At 69.2% G+C, this 16,231-nt stretch carries 15 protein-coding genes; 9 read left to right on the forward strand and 6 right to left on the reverse strand.

Annotated elements, in window-relative coordinates:
• Window positions 1–105: 105 nt before the first annotated feature.
• The 4 genes from IFT79_RS02270 to arfA all read left to right on the forward strand — a co-directional run bounded on the left by IFT79_RS02270 (window position 106) and on the right by arfA (window position 5,106).
• Entirely contained in the window at window positions 106–1,491 is a 1,386-nt protein-coding gene (locus IFT79_RS02270; RefSeq protein WP_082460619.1) for an extracellular solute-binding protein, read from the forward strand.
• A 109-nt stretch (window positions 1,492–1,600) separates the two neighbouring features.
• Window positions 1,601–2,575: a carbohydrate ABC transporter permease gene (locus IFT79_RS02275; protein WP_192122803.1), complete on the forward strand. Its 975-nt coding sequence runs from the start codon at window positions 1,601–1,603 to the stop codon at window positions 2,573–2,575.
• Window positions 2,572–3,483 carry a carbohydrate ABC transporter permease gene (locus IFT79_RS02280; RefSeq protein ID WP_056048933.1) on the forward strand — a complete coding sequence of 304 codons (912 nt, stop codon included), beginning with the start codon at window positions 2,572–2,574 and terminating at the stop codon, window positions 3,481–3,483. Before IFT79_RS02275 ends, IFT79_RS02280 begins: the two co-directional genes overlap by 4 nt.
• Before the next feature lie 87 nt (window positions 3,484–3,570).
• Window positions 3,571–5,106, forward strand: a complete 1,536-nt coding sequence (gene arfA, locus IFT79_RS02285; RefSeq protein WP_056048936.1) for an arabinosylfuranosidase ArfA — start codon at window positions 3,571–3,573, stop codon at window positions 5,104–5,106.
• A gap of 82 nt (window positions 5,107–5,188) precedes the next feature.
• Here arfA and IFT79_RS02290 read toward each other — a convergent pair whose 3' ends face one another.
• Together IFT79_RS02290 and msuE are read right to left on the reverse strand one after the other, a co-directional pair.
• Window positions 5,189–5,617: a hypothetical protein gene (locus IFT79_RS02290; RefSeq protein WP_056048939.1), complete on the reverse strand. Its 429-nt coding sequence runs from the start codon at window positions 5,615–5,617 to the stop codon at window positions 5,189–5,191.
• A gap of 32 nt (window positions 5,618–5,649) precedes the next feature.
• A complete protein-coding gene (gene msuE, locus IFT79_RS02295; RefSeq protein ID WP_082460620.1) occupies window positions 5,650–6,366 on the reverse strand; it encodes an FMN reductase in 717 nt (238 codons plus the stop codon).
• A gap of 72 nt (window positions 6,367–6,438) precedes the next feature.
• Here msuE and IFT79_RS02300 point away from each other — a divergent pair, with 72 nt between their 5' ends.
• The 3 genes from IFT79_RS02300 (at window position 6,439) to IFT79_RS02310 (ending at window position 9,699) form a co-directional block, all read left to right on the forward strand.
• Window positions 6,439–7,233 carry a class I SAM-dependent methyltransferase gene (locus tag IFT79_RS02300; RefSeq protein ID WP_123571636.1) on the forward strand — a complete coding sequence of 265 codons (795 nt, stop codon included), beginning with the start codon at window positions 6,439–6,441 and terminating at the stop codon, window positions 7,231–7,233.
• 100 nt (window positions 7,234–7,333) lie between these two features.
• Entirely contained in the window at window positions 7,334–8,440 is a 1,107-nt protein-coding gene (locus tag IFT79_RS02305; RefSeq protein ID WP_192122804.1) for an amidohydrolase family protein, read from the forward strand.
• The gene (locus IFT79_RS02310; protein ID WP_192122805.1) at window positions 8,437–9,699 is read left to right on the forward strand and encodes a kynureninase; all 1,263 of its coding nucleotides are present in this window, start codon (window positions 8,437–8,439) and stop codon (window positions 9,697–9,699) included. The genes IFT79_RS02305 and IFT79_RS02310 overlap by 4 nt, the downstream gene beginning before the upstream one ends.
• 78 nt (window positions 9,700–9,777) lie before the next feature.
• Here IFT79_RS02310 and nrdF read toward each other — a convergent pair whose 3' ends face one another.
• The 4 genes from nrdF to nrdH form a co-directional block, all read right to left on the reverse strand.
• On the reverse strand, window positions 9,778–10,779 hold the full coding sequence (gene nrdF, locus IFT79_RS02315) for a class 1b ribonucleoside-diphosphate reductase subunit beta (protein ID WP_056048952.1): 1,002 nt from the start codon (window positions 10,777–10,779) through the stop codon (window positions 9,778–9,780).
• A gap of 99 nt (window positions 10,780–10,878) precedes the next feature.
• A complete protein-coding gene (nrdE, locus tag IFT79_RS02320; RefSeq protein ID WP_123571747.1) occupies window positions 10,879–12,984 on the reverse strand; it encodes a class 1b ribonucleoside-diphosphate reductase subunit alpha in 2,106 nt (701 codons plus the stop codon).
• A 32-nt stretch (window positions 12,985–13,016) separates the two neighbouring features.
• Window positions 13,017–13,436, reverse strand: a complete 420-nt coding sequence (gene nrdI, locus IFT79_RS02325) for a class Ib ribonucleoside-diphosphate reductase assembly flavoprotein NrdI (protein ID WP_056048957.1) — start codon at window positions 13,434–13,436, stop codon at window positions 13,017–13,019.
• 78 nt (window positions 13,437–13,514) lie between these two features.
• Window positions 13,515–13,748 carry a glutaredoxin-like protein NrdH gene (gene nrdH / locus IFT79_RS02330; RefSeq protein WP_043596549.1) on the reverse strand — a complete coding sequence of 78 codons (234 nt, stop codon included), beginning with the start codon at window positions 13,746–13,748 and terminating at the stop codon, window positions 13,515–13,517.
• 329 nt (window positions 13,749–14,077) lie between these two features.
• On the opposite strand from nrdH, the gene IFT79_RS02335 reads away from it, so the two are divergent.
• Together IFT79_RS02335 and IFT79_RS02340 are read left to right on the forward strand one after the other, a co-directional pair.
• Window positions 14,078–15,286 (forward strand): MFS transporter, encoded by a 1,209-nt coding sequence (locus IFT79_RS02335; protein ID WP_056048960.1) that lies wholly within the window; start codon window positions 14,078–14,080, stop codon window positions 15,284–15,286.
• Window positions 15,287–15,392: 106 nt separating this feature from the next.
• Window positions 15,393–16,223, forward strand: coding sequence for an aldo/keto reductase (locus IFT79_RS02340; RefSeq protein WP_056048963.1), 831 nt, complete (start codon window positions 15,393–15,395; stop codon window positions 16,221–16,223).
• Window positions 16,224–16,231: the final 8 nt, after the last annotated feature.

A 16,231-nucleotide genomic window follows, 5' to 3' on the forward strand; every position in this document is an offset into this window, starting at 1 on the left:
GAGCCTGGCGCTGTGGCCCTGTCCTGATGGTGTGCCGGAAACCTCTTGCGCATCCGTTACAACGATGGAATAGTCGCTTTCGTCACGCATCACGAAGGAGTGAAGATGACCGAGAACCATCGGACGACCCCGGCACCGCGTCCGGGCACCACCGCCGGCACCGCCACCCCCCGCGGCCTCAGCCGCCGCAGCATGTTGCTCGGCTCCGCCGCCCTCGTCGGCGGGGCGTTCGTCGCCACGGGCCTCTCGGGCTGTGCGCCCGGGGCGGTCACCGGCTCGGGCACGGACGTCGCGCAGCTGAAGTTCTGGCACCTGCTCAGCGGCGGTGACGGCATCAAGATGTCGGCGCTGATCGACCAGGCCAACGAGCAGAACCCGGGGTTCCACGCGACGCAGACCGTGCTCGCCTGGGGCACGCCGTACTACACGAAGCTCGCCATGGCCTCGGCCGGCGGTCGCGCGCCGGACGTCGCGATCATGCACGCCTCGCGCGTGCCCGGCTACGCCCCCGGCGGCCTGCTCGACCCGTGGGACGTCGAGAAGCTCGCGTCGTACGGCGTCCGCGAAGAGGACTTCGCCGAGGCCGTGTGGAAGAAGGGCTTCAACGGCGGCGACCTCTACTCGGTCGCCCTCGACTCGCACCCGTTCATCCTGTTGTACAACACCGACATCGCCGCCCAGGCGGGTGCCCTCGGCCCCGACGGCAAGCTCGTCGAGATCACCAGCCCCGAGCAGTTCCTCGAGGTCGCGAACGCCATGCAGCAGGTGACCGGCAAGCACGGCGCCTCGTGGGGCTACCTCAACGACGGCGCGCAGCTGTGGCGCATGTTCTACACGTTCTACAAGCAGCAGGGCGCCGACATGGTGCTGAAGGAAGGCGGCACGGTCGAGTACGACGAGCAGGCCGCCGTCACCGCGCTCCAGTTCATGCAGCAGCTCACGGACGGCACGGCGATGGCCACGGCCAGCGACATCCAGTCGGGCATCGCCGAGTTCGTCAGCGGCGAGAGCGGCATGCTCTTCACCGGCGTGTGGGAGGTTCCGAGCGCCGAGAACGCGGGCATCCCGTTCGACGGCAGCATCATCCCGACGCTCTTCGGCACGCCGGCCGTCTACGCCGACTCGCACGCGTTCGTGCTGCCGAGGCAGAGCGAGGTCGACGACGTCAAGCGCGAGGACGCCTACAAGATGGTCTCGACCATCCTGAAGGACTCCATCTCCTGGGCCGCGGCCGGGCACATCCCGGCCTACCTGCCGATCGTCGAGAGCCCCGAGTACGCCGAGCTGCGACCGCAGGCGAACTACGCCGAGGCGGCGGACTACCTGAACTACGACCCGCCCGCCTGGTTCACCGGCTCGGGCTCGGACTTCCAGACGTACTTCCTCGACTCGATCCAGTCCGTGATCCTCGCCAAGGACGACGCGGCCGACGGCATGCGTCGGTTCGTCGCGCGAGTCAACACGCAGCTGTCGCGGCCGGCTCCGGTGTGACCGTCGTGCCCTCCCCCACGCCGACGCGGCACCGCCGCCCCGTCCGCCCGACACCGCCCTCCTCCCCCTCCGCACGACCCGACCATCACGACGACGAAGGAGTCGATCTGTGACCTCCACCACGGTCAAGGCCCCCCGGGCCACCGCCGAGCGCACGCGGTCCGACGCCCGCGCGACCGACAGCAGCCGCGCCTCCCGCAAGCGGACCGGCCCCTCCGACAACCGCATCGGCTGGGGCTTCGCCGCTCCGTTCACCGTGCTCTTCGCGGTGTTCCTGGTCTGGCCGCTGCTCCACGGCTTCTACCTGAGCTTCACCGGCCAGAGCCTGACCGGCCAGGGCGGCGAGCTGATCGGCGTCGCCAACTACGCCGAGGCCTTCGCCGACGGCGACATGTGGCGTTCGATGCTCAACACGCTGTGGTTCACGGTGCTCAGCACGATCCCGCTCGTCGTCGTGGCGCTCGTGCTCGCCATCCTCGTCAACACCGGGCTGCCGGGTCAGTGGCTCTGGCGGCTGAGCTTCTTCCTGCCGTACCTGCTCGCCTCGACGGTCGTCTCGCTGTTCTGGATCCAGCTCTACAGCCCCACCCTCGGCCCGATCAACAACGTGCTCGGCACGCTGGGGCTGCCGCAACCCGCCTGGCTGCAGGACCCCGACACCGCCATGATCGCCGTGGTCGCGACCACCGTCTGGTGGACGGTCGGCTTCAACTTCCTGCTGTACCTCGCCGCCCTTCAGAACATCCCCGACCAGCAGTACGAGGCCGCGTCGCTCGACGGCGCCGGACGCTGGCGGTCGCTGCTGTCGATCACCATCCCGCAGCTCGGCCCGACCACCGGCCTGATCGTCATCCTCCAGGTGCTCGCCTCGCTGAAGGTCTTCGACCAGATCTACCAGATGACCACCGGCGGACCGGCGGGAAGCACCCGCTCGGCCGTGCAGTACATCTTCGACACCGGCTTCACCGGCTACCGCTTCGGCTACTCGTCGGCGATCTCGTACATCTTCTTTGCGGTCATCGTCGTCATCTCGATCGCGCAGTTCAGCATCACGGCCCGCAACCGCAAGGGAGCCCAGAAATGACCGCCCCCGCCCTCGCCCCCACGTCCGACCTGCGGGCCCCCACCGCCGGCCGGGGCCGGAAGGGCCACAAACCCGGCCAGAAGCCGTTCGGCCCCATGGCCGTGATCAGCGTGGCCATCCTGGTCGTGCTCGCCGTCCTCTGGCTGCTGCCGTTCCTGTGGTCGCTCGCCACCTCGTTCAAGAGCGAGACCGACGCCGCGGCGACGCCGCAGACCTGGATCCCGGCCGGCGGCTTCACGCTGGACGCCTACCGCGGGGTGCTCGAACAGGGCAACATCCCGGTGTGGCTGTTCAACAGCCTGTTCACCTCGATCGTCATCACGCTGATCGTCGTGGCCACCTCGGCCCTCGTCGCCTACGCCTTCTCGCGCCTCGACTTCCGCGGCAAGAAGTGGCTGTACGTCGCGACGATCGCGTCGATCATCATCCCGCCGCAGGTGCTGATCGTGCCGCTGTTCTACCAGATGCTCGCCTTCGACATGGTCGACACGTACTGGGGCATCATCCTGCCGCAGGCGATCGCCCCGGCGATGGTGTTCGTGCTGAAGAAGTTCTTCGACCAGGTGCCGATCGAGCTCGAGGACGCCGCCCGCGTCGACGGCGCGGGACGCATCCGGGTCTTCTTCACGATCCTGCTACCGCTGTCGCGCCCCATCCTCGGCGCGGTGTCGATCTTCGTGTTCATCGGCGCCTGGAACAACTTCCTGTGGCCGTTCATCGTCACGAACGACGCGTCGCTGCTCACCCTGCCGGTCGGCCTGCAGACCATCGAGAGCGCCTACGGCATCCAGTACGCGCAGAACATGGCCGCCGCGGTCCTCGCGGCCCTGCCGCTCATCCTCGTGTTCCTGTTCTTCCAGCGGCAGATCATCAAGGGCATCTCGACCACCGGGTTCGGAGGTCAGTGATCCGACCGCCCCGGACGCGACCGCCCTGCCGCACCGCGCCTCCTCGTCCCCACCACACGCACGCCGATCCCCTCACCTAGGAGACCCATGTCCACCGCCCGCATCACCGTCGACCGCGAGTTCACCATCGGCCCGGTCCCCCGCCGCCTGTTCGGCTCGTTCGTCGAGCACATGGGCCGCTGCGTCTACACCGGCATCTACGAACCCGGTCACCCCACCGCCGACGAGAACGGCTTCCGCCAGGACGTCCTCGACCTCACCAAGGAGCTCGGCGCCACCGTCATCCGCTACCCCGGCGGCAACTTCGTCTCGGGGTACAACTGGGAGGACGGCGTCGGCCCGGTCGACCAGCGCCCCCGTCGCCTCGACGGCGCCTGGCACACCGTCGAGACCAACGCCTTCGGCCTGCACGAGTTCGTCGCGTGGTCGAAGCTGGCCGGCACCGAGGTGATGGAGGCCGTCAACCTCGGCACCCGGGGCGTCGACGCCGCCCGGGAGCTCGTCGAGTACGCCAACCACCCCGGCGGCACCGCGCTGAGCGACCGCCGCATCGCCAACGGCGCCAAGGACCCCTTCGACATCAAGCTCTGGTGCCTCGGCAACGAGCTCGACGGCCCGTGGCAGATCGGCCACAAGACGGCCACCGAGTACGGCCGCCTCGCCCAGGAGGCCGCCAAGGCCATGAAGTTCGTCGACGACTCGATCGAGCTGGTCGCCGTCGGCAGCTCGGGCCGCGGCATGCCCACCTTCGGCACCTGGGAGCACGAGGTCCTGACGCACGCCTACGACGAGGTCGACTACGTGTCGATGCACGCCTACTACCAGGAGCACGACGGCGACGCGAAGAGCTTCCTCGCGACGGCCGTCGACATGGACGCGTTCATCGAGGAGGTCGTGTCGACGATCGACGGCGTCAAGGCCGCCGGCAAGCACACGAAGCAGGTCGACATCTCGTTCGACGAGTGGAACGTCTGGTACCAGACGGGCCTCGACTCGGACGACCAGCCGCACAACGTGTCGAAGGGCTGGCGCGAGCACCCCCGGCTGATCGAGGACCAGTACAACGTCACCGACGCGGTCGTGGTCGGCACCTTCCTCAACTCGCTGCTGCGTCACGGCGACCGGGTCAAGATCGCCAACCAGGCGCAGCTCGTCAACGTCATCGCGCCGATCCGCAGCGAGGCCGGCGGGCCCGCGTGGCGTCAGTCGATCTTCTGGCCGTTCGCCCGCATGGCCGCGCTCGCCACCGGGCAGATCCTGCGCACCCTCGTCACGAGCGACAAGGTCGACACCGAGAAGTACGGCGACGCCGACCTGGTCGACGTCAGCGCCACCTACGACGAGGAGGCCGGCACGGTCGCGTTCTTCCTCGCCAACCGCGGGCTCGACGAGGCGGCCGACGTCGAGGTCGCCCTGCGCGGCTTCAGCGGCGGGCGCGTCACCCGCGCCGAGGTCCTGGCCGTCCCCGAGGGCGGCGACCGCTTCTCGTCCAACACCGAGAACGCGCAGGACACCGTGGGCCTCGTGCCGCTGACCGGCGTCACGGTCGACGGCGGCACCGCGCGCCTCCGCCTGCCCGCCCTCTCGTGGGCGGTCGTCGAGCTCGAGGTCGGCAAGGCCTGACCCACGGCACGACCGCAGGAGGCGCGGTGCCGGTCACGACCGGCACCGCGCCTCCTGCGTCCGGTCGCGTCGACGCCCCGGATCAGCCGCGGGGCTTGAAGAGGCGGGCGATGCTGTCGCGCACCGACTCCTCGATGGTGTCGGTGAAGCCGTTCGAGAAGCCCAGGGCGTCGGCAGGGGCCGACGCGGCCGTCATCGACTCGACGACGCGCTGACCGTGATGGGCACGCGCCTCGCGCACCGAGCCGAAGCCGAGGCCGAGGTCGACGGCCGCCTGGGCGAGGAGCGCCTCACGGGCGTCGTCGGTGCTGGTCTGTGCCTCGGCGAGCGCGAGCACGGACAGGTCGTCCACGCCGTCGTCCACCCATCGGGCCGCACGCCCCGGCAGCACGCCGGAGGGCAACAGGCCGAGACGGCGCTGTGCCTCGCTGTCGCGGATCTCGGCGCGGGCGACGGACGGGCCACGGGGAGTCGGGTCGGGGTTCACGACGATCACGATACCGGTGGGCATCCCGGAGCGGCTGCCCCGCCTTCGGGTCGCGCTCAGCTGAACAGGCGCGTCGGGGTCGTGACGTCGAGCTCGTCGGCGCGCAGGTCGCCCACCGCCAGGTCGACGCGCGCGTCGCCGTCGTCGAGGGTCTGCTTGATGCGCCCCTTCTCGGCGATGCTCGAGCGGATCAGCGGCAGGCCGCGCTGGATCGCGTGGCGGATGCGCTCCTGCAGCAGAGGGGCCGTGACCGCGTACTTCTCCGCGCCTCCGGTCGCCGTGAAGTCGGTCGTGTGCGCGTAGACGCCCAGCGGCAGGGTGAGGGCCTGGAAGAACCCGAACAGTGGTCGCAACGCGTGCTCGATGATCAGCGCGTGGCGCTCGCTGCCCCCCGTCGCGGCGAGCAGCACGGGCACGTCCACGAGCGCGTACTGCTCGACGAAGTCGAACAGGTGCTTGAACAGCCCGGTGAAGGAGGCGCGGTAGACGGGCGAGGCGACGATCAGCAGGTCGGCGGTCTCGATGGCGACCAGCTCGCGCTCGACCCGCTCGTCGAGCTGGTCCCGGGTGAGCGCGCCGGCGAACAGGGGGCCGAGTTCGCTGACCCGGATCACGTGCGCCTCGATCGGCAGGACGTCACCCAGCGCCGTCACGATCTCGTGCACGAGGGCGTCGGTCTTCGACGGCGTGCTGAGGGTGCCGGACACCGCGACGACCCGCAGGGGACGGGTCGGACGCGGGGACGAGGGGGTCGGAGGCAGCGAGGAAGTCATCCCCTCCATGCTGCGCCCGAGGCCGACGTAACAGAGGGTGTGTGACGGATCGTGACGTGCGACAGTGTTCCGGTGACACATCAACCACTCCAGGAGGGGTTCGATCCGGCCGCCCACGGCTTCGACCCCGCACGACCCGATTCCGACCTCGCCGCCTCGTTCGGGCTGGCCGCCGACGTCTACGAGAGGGGTCGCCCGTCGTACCCCCTCGACGCCGTCGACTGGCTGCTGCCCGAGGGCGCCTGTCACGTGGTCGACCTGGGGGCGGGCACGGGCAAGCTCACCCGTCTGCTGCTCGACCGTGCCCCGTCGGTCACGGCCGTCGAGCCCTCGCCGGGCATGCGCGCGACCCTCGAGCAGGTCGTCCCCGGGGCGACGTCGGTCGCCGGGTCGGCCGAGGACATCCCCCTCGGCGACGACTCGGTGGACGCCGTCCTCGTCGCGCAGGCCTGGCACTGGGTCGACCCCGCCCGCGCCGTGCCCGAGATCGCCCGCGTCCTGCGTCCCGGCGGCACCCTCGGCCTCGTCTGGAACATCCGCGACGAGTCCGTGCCGTGGCTGGCGGAGCTCAGCCGGGTGATGCGCCAACCCCGAGAGCGCGACATGGGGTCGGACGCACCGGTCGTCGGTGCGCCGTTCGGCACCGTCGAGCGGTACGACGTCCCCTGGGTGCACGAGCTGGGTCGCGACGAGTTCCTCGCCATGATCGCGTCGCGCAGCTACGTCATCACGCTCTCGCCCGACGACCGCGCGGCCCTGCTGCGCGACGTCGAGCGGCTGCTCGACACGCACCCGGACACCCGCGGCGCCGACCTCATCCGCCTGCCCTACGTGGCGCGGTGCTCGCGGGCCGTCCTGCCCGGCTGAGTCGCGCCTCCTCGGCACCCACCCTGCGAGCCCGCCTCGTCGTCCCCGGACGCGGGCGGGCCTGCAGGGCACGGGCAGCACGCACGAATAGGGTCGGGTCATGGACCAGGAGGCGCGGCTCGTCACGGTCGACCACGCCTGGTCGGGCCGGTGGTCCGGTCGCAGCCTGTTGCGCCTCGACGCCCACGGCGTGGTCTTCGCCGGATCGGCCGACGCGCACGACGCCGACACCCTGGCCGGTGCCGAGCTGCCCCACGTGCCGGGCACCGTGCTCGCCCCCTTCACCGACTCGCACGTCCACCTCGGCCTGATCGACGCCACGCAGCTGCCCGTCGGCGGCATCTCGCGGGTCGTCGACCTCGGGTGGGATCCGACGGTCGCGTCCGGCTGGCTCGGCCGGTCCGGTCGTGACGGCTGGCCCGAGGTGGCGATCGCCGGCGGGTTGATCACGGCGCCGGGCGGGTACCCGAGCCGGGCGGGCTGGGCGCCGTCCCGCGCCTCCCTCCCGGTCGGCGGCCTCCGCGCCTCGACCCGGCTGCGCCGCGCGGCCCGGCTCGTCGAGCAGCAGCACGCCCTCGGCGCCTCGATCGTCAAGGTCGCCCTGAACTCCGACGTCGGCCCCGTCCTCGACGACGCGATGCTGGCCGCCGTCGTCGACGCCGCACACGGGCTCGACCTGCCCGTGGTCGCCCACGTCCAGGACGTCGGCCAGGCGGCACGCGCGGCCGACGCCGGGGTCGACCGGCTCGCCCACACGCCCTTCAGCGAACGGCTCGACGACGACCTCATCGCCCGGCTGGCCGCGTCCACGACGTGGGTGAGCACGCTCGACATCCACGGCTACGGTCTTGGTGGGGCCGCGCACGAGACAGCCGTCGACAACCTGTCGCGGTTCCGGGCCGCCGGGGGCCGGGTGCTCTACGGCACCGACCTCGGCAACGGCGACCTTCCGCTCGGGGTGAACGAACGCGAGCTGCGCGCGATGGGTCGGGCCGGCTTCGGGCTGGCCGGCCTGCTCGACGCCCTCGCCCCCGACGTCGCCGGGCCCACCGGCGGTGCGCGCCTGCCGTTCACCCGCGTGACCTGGATCGCCGACGCGCCCCGCGCCTCCGCGTCCTCCGACGAACGGGCCGCCTGGCTCGCCCGCGCGACCGCACTGACCGCCGACGAGCTGCTCGCCGTCGCCCTCGAGGAGAAGACCCGATGACCGATCCGCTCGCCTACCCCGTCGACTCCACCGACCCCGACGAGCAGGCCTCGGCGCACCCCGCCGGCCCGCTCGACGCCACCGACCCGCTGGCGTCGTTCGTCGACCGGTTCGTGCCGGCCGTCGACGTGGTGTCGTACCTCGACGGCAACTCGCTCGGGCGGCCCGTGACCGCTACGCTCTCGCGACTGTCCGAGTTCGTCGAGGGCGCCTGGGGCACGCGGTTGATCCGCTCGTGGGACGAACGCTGGATGGCCCTGCCGACCGAGCTCGGCGACCGCATCGCGGCGGCCTGCCTCGGTGCCGCCCCGGGCCAGACGGTCGTGGCGGACTCGACGACCGTGCTGCTCTACAAGGCGATCCGTGCGGGCCTGCGGGCTCGGCCCGACCGCCACGAGATCGTCATCGACGACGACCAGTTCCCGACCGACCGCTTCGTCGTCGAGGGCATCGCCCGCGAGCACGGGGCCACGATCCGCTGGATCGCCGTCGACAAGGCGACCGGCGTGACCGTGTCGCAGGTGCGCGACGTCGTGGGGCCCGACACCGCACTGCTGCTGGTGAACCACGTGTCGTACCGGTCGGGCTGGCTGGTCGACCTGCCCGCGATCACGACGCTCGTGCACGAGGCGGGCGGTCTCGTGCTGGCCGACCTCTGCCACAGCGTCGGCGTCGTGCCGATGCAGCTCGACGAGTGGGGCGTCGACCTCGCCGTCGGCTGCACCTACAAGTACCTGAACGGTGGGCCGGGAGCTCCCGCGTTCGTCTACGCCCGCGCCTCGCTGCTGCCCGAGCTCGACCAGCCGATCCAGGGGTGGATGGGCGCCGCCGACGTGTTCGCCATGGCCGTCGGGTACCAGCCGGCGACCGGCATCCGGCGGTTCATCAGCGGCACTCCCCCGGTGATGGGCATGCTCGCGATGCACGACATGCTCGACCTGATCGACGAGGCCGGCATCGATGCCATCCGGTCGAAGTCGCTCGCCCTGACCGACTACGCCTTCGACCTCGTCGACGCCTGGCTCGTGCCGCTCGGGGTGACCGTCGCGACGCCTCGCGAACCGGACCGCCGCGGCAGCCACGTCACGATCACGCACGACTCGTTCCGGTCGATCGTGGCGCGGCTCTGGGAGGCCGGTGTCGTGCCGGACTTCCGCAACCCCGACGCCCTGCGCATCGGACTGTCGCCGCTCAGCACCTCGTTCGCCGAGGTGCGGATCGGCATCGCCGCGATCCGTGCGGCACTGCTCGCCGACTGAGCCCGCACGCGGTCGGACCGGACGCAGAACAGGCGCCGCCCGGGATGGGCGACGCCTGCTGCGTGGTGCGGGGGTGGGTCAGAAGTCCCAGTCCTCGTCTTCGGTGTTGACGGCCTTGCCGATGACGTACGACGAACCCGACCCCGAGAAGAAGTCGTGGTTCTCGTCGGCGTTCGGCGAGAGCGCGGACAGGATCGCCGGGTTCACGTCGGTCGTCTCCTTGGGGAACATCGGCTCGTAGCCGAGGTTCATCAGCGCCTTGTTGGCGTTGTAGTGCAAGAACTTCTTGACGTCTTCGCTGAGGCCGACGCCGTCGTAGAGGTCTTGCGTGTACTGGATCTCGTTCTCGTAGAGCTCGAAGAGCAGGTTGAACGTGTAGTCCTTGATCTCTTGCTTGCGCTCGTCCGAGGCGCCTTCGAGACCCTTCTGGAACTTGTAGCCGATGTAGTACCCGTGCACGGCCTCGTCGCGGATGATGAGGCGGATGAGGTCGGCCGTGTTGGTCAGCTTGGCGCGCGACGACCAGTACATCGGCAGGTAGAAGCCGCTGTAGAACAGGAACGACTCGAGCAGCGTCGAGGCGACCTTGCGCTTCAGAGGGTCGTCGCCCGTGTAGTAGTCGAGGACGATCTGGGCCTTCTTCTGCAGGTTGACGTTCTCGGTCGACCAGCGGAAGGCGTCGTCGATCTCGGGGGTCGACGCGAGGGTCGAGAAGATCGACGAGTAGCTCTTGGCGTGCACCGACTCCATGAACGCGATGTTCGTGTAGACGGCTTCTTCGTGCGGGGTGATCGCGTCGGGGATCAGGCTGATCGCGCCGACGGTGCCCTGGATGGTGTCGAGCAGCGTCAGGCCGGTGAAGACCCGCATCGTCATCTGCTGCTCTTCGGGCGTGAGGGTGTTCCACGACTGGACGTCGTTCGACAGCGGGATCTTCTCGGGCAGCCAGAAGTTGTTGACCAGCCGGTTCCAGACCTCGACGTCCTTGTCGTCGTGGATGCGGTTCCAGTTGATCGCACTGACCGACGAGATCAGCGGGACCGACTTGCCGGTGGCGTGGACCGGATCGGTGAGGGTCATGACGTGCCTTTCAGGAGCAGGAGTGTGAGTTCAGGAGGCGCGGGCCGGTCGTCGAGACCGGCCCGCGCCGGGTGGCGCAAGGACTCGAGGCGCGAGGGCCTAGAGCATGCAGCTGACGCAGCCATCGACCTCGGTGCCCTCGAGCGCGAGCTGGCGGAGACGGATGTAGTAGATCGTCTTGATGCCCTTGCGCCATGCGTAGATCTGCGCCTTGTTGATGTCGCGCGTGCTCGCCGTGTCTTTGAAGAACAGCGTGAGCGACAGGCCCTGGTCGACGTGCTGCGTCGCCGCGGCGTAGGTGTCGATGATCTTCTCGGGCCCGATCTCGTAGGCGTCGGTGTAGTACTCGAGGTTGTCGTTCGTCATGAACGGCGCCGGGTAGTACACGCGACCGAGCTTGCCCTCTTTGCGGATCTCGATCTTCGACGCGATCGGGTGGATCGACGACGTCGAGTGGTTGATGTACGAGATCGACCCGGTCGGCGGCACGGCCTGGAGGTTCTGGTTGTAGATGCCGTGCTGCATGATGCTGGCCTTGAGCGCGAGCCAGTCGTCCTGCGTGGGGATCGCGACGCCGGCGTCGGCGAACAGTGCCGCCGCCCGCTCGGTCTCGGGCTTCCACTCGGTCTCGGTGTACTTGTCGAAGAAGGTGCCCGACGCGTAGGTCGAGTCCTCGAAGCCGCCGAAGGTGACGCCACGCTCGATCGCGATGGTGTTCGAGGCGCGCAGGGCGTGGAACAGCACCGTGTAGAAGTAGATGTTCGTGAAGTCGATCGCCTCGGGCGTGCCGTAGTGCACCCGCTCGCGGGCGAGGTAGCCGTGCAGGTTCATCTGGCCGAGGCCGATGGCGTGCGACTGGTCGTTGCCGACCTCGATCGAGCGGACCGACGTGATGTGGCTCATGTCGCTGACGGCGCTGAGGCCACGGATCGCGGTCTCGACGGTCTTGCCGAGGTCGGGGGCGTCCATCGACAGGGCGATGTTCATCGAGCCGAGGTTGCAGCTGATGTCCTTGCCGATCTCGTTGTACGAGAGGTCTTCGTTGAAGGTCGTCGGCGTGTTGACCTGCAGGATCTCGGAGCACAGGTTCGACATGTTGATGCGACCCTTGATCGGGTTCGCCTTGTTGACCGTGTCCTCGAACACGATGTAGGGGTAGCCCGACTCGAACTGGATCTCGGCGATCGTCTGGAAGAAGTCGCGCGCCTTGATCTTGGTCTTCTTGATGCGCGAGTCGGCGACCATCTCGCGGTACTTCTCGCTGATCGCGACGTCGCCGAAGGGGACACCGTAGACCTTCTCGACGTCGTACGGCGAGAAGAGGTACATGTCTTCGTTGTTCTTGGCGAGCTCGAACGTGATGTCGGGCACGACGACGCCGAGGGACAGCGTCTTGATGCGGATCTTCTCGTCGGCGTTCTCACGCTTGGTGTCGAGGAAGCGCATGATGTCGGGGTGGTGTGCGCTGAGGTACACCGCACCGGCACCCTGGCGGGCACCGAGCTGGTTCGCGTAGCTGAAGCTGTCTTCGAGCAGCTTCATGACGGGGATGATGCCCGACGACTGGTTCTCGATCTGCTTGATCGGGGCGCCGGCCTCGCGGATGTTCGAGAGCGACAGGGCGACTCCGCCACCGCGCTTCGACAGCTGCAGCGACGAGTTGATGCCGCGCGAGATGGACTCCATGTTGTCTTCGATGCGCAGCAGGAAGCAGCTGACGAGCTCGCCGCGCTGGGCCTTCGCCGTGTTGAGGAAGGTCGGCGTGGCCGGCTGGAACCGGCCCGCGATGATCTCTTCAACGAGGTCGACGGCGAGCTTCTCGTCGCCCTGGGCCAGGCCGAGGGCGGTCATGACGACGCGGTCCTCGAAGCGCTCGAGGTAGCGCTTGCCGTCGAACGTCTTGAGCGTGTACGAGGTGTAGTACTTGAACGCGCCGAGGAAGGTCTGGAAGCGGAACTTCTTCGAGTACGCGAGGTCGTTCAGCTTCTCGATGAAGGCGAAGTCGTACTGCTCGATGGTGGCGAGCTCGTAGTACTCGTTCTCGACAAGGTAGTCGAGACGCTCACGCAGGTTGTGGAAGAAGACCGTGTTCTGGTTGACGTGCTGCAGGAAGTACTGCTTCGCCGCCTCGCGGTCCTTCTCGAACTGGATCTCGCCGGACGGACCGTAGAGGTTCAGCATCGCGTTCAGGGAGTGGTAGTCCATCCCCGAGCTGAGACCCTGCCCCGGGGCGGCGATCACTTCGAGGTCATCGACTGCTGCGTCCAAAATTCTTCCAATCCTGTGTGTACGGCTTGTACGTCGTCTGGTGTTCCGAAGACTTCGAAACGGTAGAGAAGGGGAACGTCGCACTTGGCGGCGACGATGTCACCGGCCAGGCAGTAGCCCTCTCCGAAGTTGGTGTTGCCCGCCGCGATCACGCCTCGGATGAGGCGCCGGTTGCCCTCGTCGTTGAGGAACCGGATGACCTGCTTCGGGACGGCGCCTCGTCCTTCGCCGCCACCGTAGGTCGGCAGGACGAGGACGTAGGGGTCACGGACGTGGAGCGGCGGCTCGGACGGGAACAGCGGGATGCGCCGGGCCGGGAGACCGAGCTTCTTGACGAAGCGGTCGGTGTTGCCCGAGACGCTCGAGAAGTAGACGAGTTCGTTCGTCATGACGAGTCCTCGCCTCCGACGTGGTGTGGGCCCGAGCCCCGGGTCATCCGACTGGTGGGGCGCTGTGCGCCGGGTCGACTAGTCGACCTTGGCGGCCAGCGCGGCGATCTTGTCGGGGCGGAAACCGCTCCAGTGGTCGTCGTCGGCGATGACCACGGGGGCCTGCATGTAGCCGAGGGCGCGGACCTTCTCGAGGGCGGCGTCGTCGGCCGTGACGTCGAGCACGTCGTACTCGATGCCCTTGTTGTCGAGGGCTCGGTAGGTGGCCGTGCACTGGACGCAGGACGGCTTGGTGTAGACGGTGATGGCCATGGGATCCCCTGTGTTCTGGCCGGCCCCTGAGGCCGGATCGGTGGTTCGTGAGCCTGCGGGTCGTGGTGCCCGTGGCGACTCCTCGATACTACATCTAGTGGCCCGGGGTTGCCCCCACAACTAGATGCGGTGTTACACGCCTGTAGTTCGTCTCGCAGAGTTGTCCACAGGGAACCGCACACGTTTTGCACAGAACGAGGGCGGTTCTCCCCGGTTCTGCGCCGTTCTCCACATGTTCGTCCCCACCACCGACACTCGTCGACGGATGTCCCCAGTTCGGGACCACGGCGTGTCGCGGACCGCGGACCCACTCGTAGACTTGTCCCCTCGTGAGCACCTATTCGACCCTGCTGAAGACGCCCGGCGTCTCGCGCATCATCGCGGCCCAGCTGACCGCGCGCTTCCCGTTCGGCATGCTGTCGCTCGCGTTCCTGCTGCACGTCGAGCACGTCCACCACTCGTACGCCGCGGCCGGTCTCGTCCTCGCGGCGACGAGCATCGGTCAGGCGATCTCGGGGCCGCTCACCAGCCGGTGGATGGGCCGCTGGGCGATGCGCCCCGTGCTCACCCTGACCCTGGTGGTCTGCCTCATCACGATGGTCACCTTCACCCTGTACGACTTCTCGGTGCCGGTGTTCATGGCGCTCGGCTTCGTGACGGGCCTCAGCGTGCCTCCCGTCCAGCCGGCCGTCCGCACCATCTACCCGAAGATGGTCACCTCGAACCAGCTCACCCCCCTCTTCTCCCTCGACGCGTCCGCGCAAGAGATCATCTGGGTCGCCGGTCCGGTCATCACGACCTTCGTCGGCACGCAGGTCGGCACGCGAGAGGCGATCTGGCTCGCGGCCGCGTTCCTGGTCGGCGGCGGCATCTGGTTCATCGCCTCGCCCGAGGTCGGACGCGTCCGCATCCCCCGCAGCAAGCGGGCCTTCGGCAAGGTGCTGGCCCGGCCGACCGTGCTGCTCGCGACCGTCGCCGGGTTCCTGCTCATCGGCGCCTGCGCCGCGGTCGAGGCCGGCGTCGTCGCGCTCTTCGGCGAGGGGAGCGCCGACTCGGGCATCGCCCTGGCGATCTTCGCCGCGGGGTCGCTGGTCGGCGGTCTCGCCCTCGGGCACGTCCCGGTCGGCCCGTGGGCGCTCGCCCGCCGCATCGCCATCGTGTTCGTGGGCATGACCCTCGCGATCTTCGCGACGGGCCTCTGGCCGATCAGCATCACGCTGCTGATCGCGGGCGTCGGCATCGCACCCGCCCTGGCCGTGATGTTCGCGATCGTCTCGTCGAGCGTGAAGTTCAGCGACACGGCCGAGGCCTACGGCTGGGCCGGCACCGGCCAGCTGATCGGCTCGGCCCTGGGTTCGGCCATCGCCGGCTTCGCGATCGACCACGTCGGCGGCCAGGGCGGGCTCATCGTCGCCGCCTGCTTCGCCTTCGTCGGCATGATCGTCGGGGCCGCGTTCCACAAGGCGCTGCCCGACCTCCGCGGCCGTGACGCCAGCCCCCTGCCCGACACCGAACCGGTGCCGGTCCAGACGAGCTGACCCGCGCCTCCTCGTCCATCGGGCGACGGGCCCGGCGCGCACCGTTCACCGGACGGTCGCCCGGTGCGTGCGACACGCGTCGGTCGGTCGCTGGCAGAGTTGGGGCATGCCCTCCATCGACGTGCCCCAGATCACCCTCAACGACGGCCGCACGATCCCCCAGCTCGGCCTCGGCGTCTACAAGGTCGCCGACGACGAGGCCGAGCGGGTCGTCGAGACCGCCCTCGCCGAGGGGTACCGCCACCTCGACACGGCCGAGTTCTACGCCAACGAGCGGGGCGTGGGCCGGGCCCTGCGGGCCTCGGGCGTGCCGCGCGACGAGGTGTTCCTCACGACCAAGGTCTGGAACACCGCGCACGGCTACGACGAGACGCTCCGCTCGTTCGACGAGAGCCTGACGAAGCTCGGCACCGACCACGTCGACCTCTACCTCATCCACTGGCCGGCTCCGCGGCAGGACAAGTACGTCGAGACCTACCGCGCGCTCGAGACGATCCGGGCCGAGGGCCGCGCGCTCTCGATCGGCGTGAGCAACTTCCAGATCGCGCACCTCGAGCGCCTGATGGCCGAGACCGACGTCGTGCCGGCCATCAACCAGGTCGAGGCGCACCCGTGGTTGCAGCAACGCGAGCTGCGCGACTTCGACGCCACCCACGGCATCGTCACCGAGGCGTGGTCGCCGCTGGCGCGAGGGCGCATCCTGGACAACGCCGCCCTGGTGCGCATCGGTGCGAAGCACGGGGTCACCCCGGCCCAGGTGACGATCCGCTGGCACCTGCAGCAGGGCCTCGTCGTGATCCCGAAGTCGGTCACTCCGTCGCGCATCCGCGCCAACCTCGACGTCTTCGGCTTCGAGCTCGACGCCGGCGACCTCGCCGCCGTCGCGGGCATCGAGACGGGCGAGCGCACCGGGTCGCACCCCGACCACAACGGCTGACCCGGGCG

Source organism: Frigoribacterium sp. CFBP 8759, assembly GCF_014841655.1.
In the GTDB taxonomy this organism is placed as follows: Bacteria; Actinomycetota; Actinomycetes; order Actinomycetales; family Microbacteriaceae; genus Frigoribacterium.

Coding starts and splice junctions, on each gene's coding strand:
- IFT79_RS02270 (WP_082460619.1), top strand. CDS start 106: ATGACCGAGAACCATCGGACGACCCCGGCACCGCGTCCGGGCACCACC.
- arfA (WP_056048936.1), top strand. CDS start 3,571: ATGTCCACCGCCCGCATCACCGTCGACCGCGAGTTCACCATCGGCCCG.
- IFT79_RS02310 (WP_192122805.1), top strand. CDS start 8,437: ATGACCGATCCGCTCGCCTACCCCGTCGACTCCACCGACCCCGACGAG.
- IFT79_RS02305 (WP_192122804.1), top strand. CDS start 7,334: ATGGACCAGGAGGCGCGGCTCGTCACGGTCGACCACGCCTGGTCGGGC.
- nrdF (WP_056048952.1), bottom strand. CDS start 10,779: ATGACCCTCACCGATCCGGTCCACGCCACCGGCAAGTCGGTCCCGCTG.
- IFT79_RS02280 (WP_056048933.1), top strand. CDS start 2,572: ATGACCGCCCCCGCCCTCGCCCCCACGTCCGACCTGCGGGCCCCCACC.
- nrdE (WP_123571747.1), bottom strand. CDS start 12,984: ATGGACTACCACTCCCTGAACGCGATGCTGAACCTCTACGGTCCGTCC.
- nrdI (WP_056048957.1), bottom strand. CDS start 13,436: ATGACGAACGAACTCGTCTACTTCTCGAGCGTCTCGGGCAACACCGAC.
- IFT79_RS02340 (WP_056048963.1), top strand. CDS start 15,393: ATGCCCTCCATCGACGTGCCCCAGATCACCCTCAACGACGGCCGCACG.
- nrdH (WP_043596549.1), bottom strand. CDS start 13,748: ATGGCCATCACCGTCTACACCAAGCCGTCCTGCGTCCAGTGCACGGCC.
- msuE (WP_082460620.1), bottom strand. CDS start 6,366: ATGACTTCCTCGCTGCCTCCGACCCCCTCGTCCCCGCGTCCGACCCGT.
- IFT79_RS02290 (WP_056048939.1), bottom strand. CDS start 5,617: ATGCCCACCGGTATCGTGATCGTCGTGAACCCCGACCCGACTCCCCGT.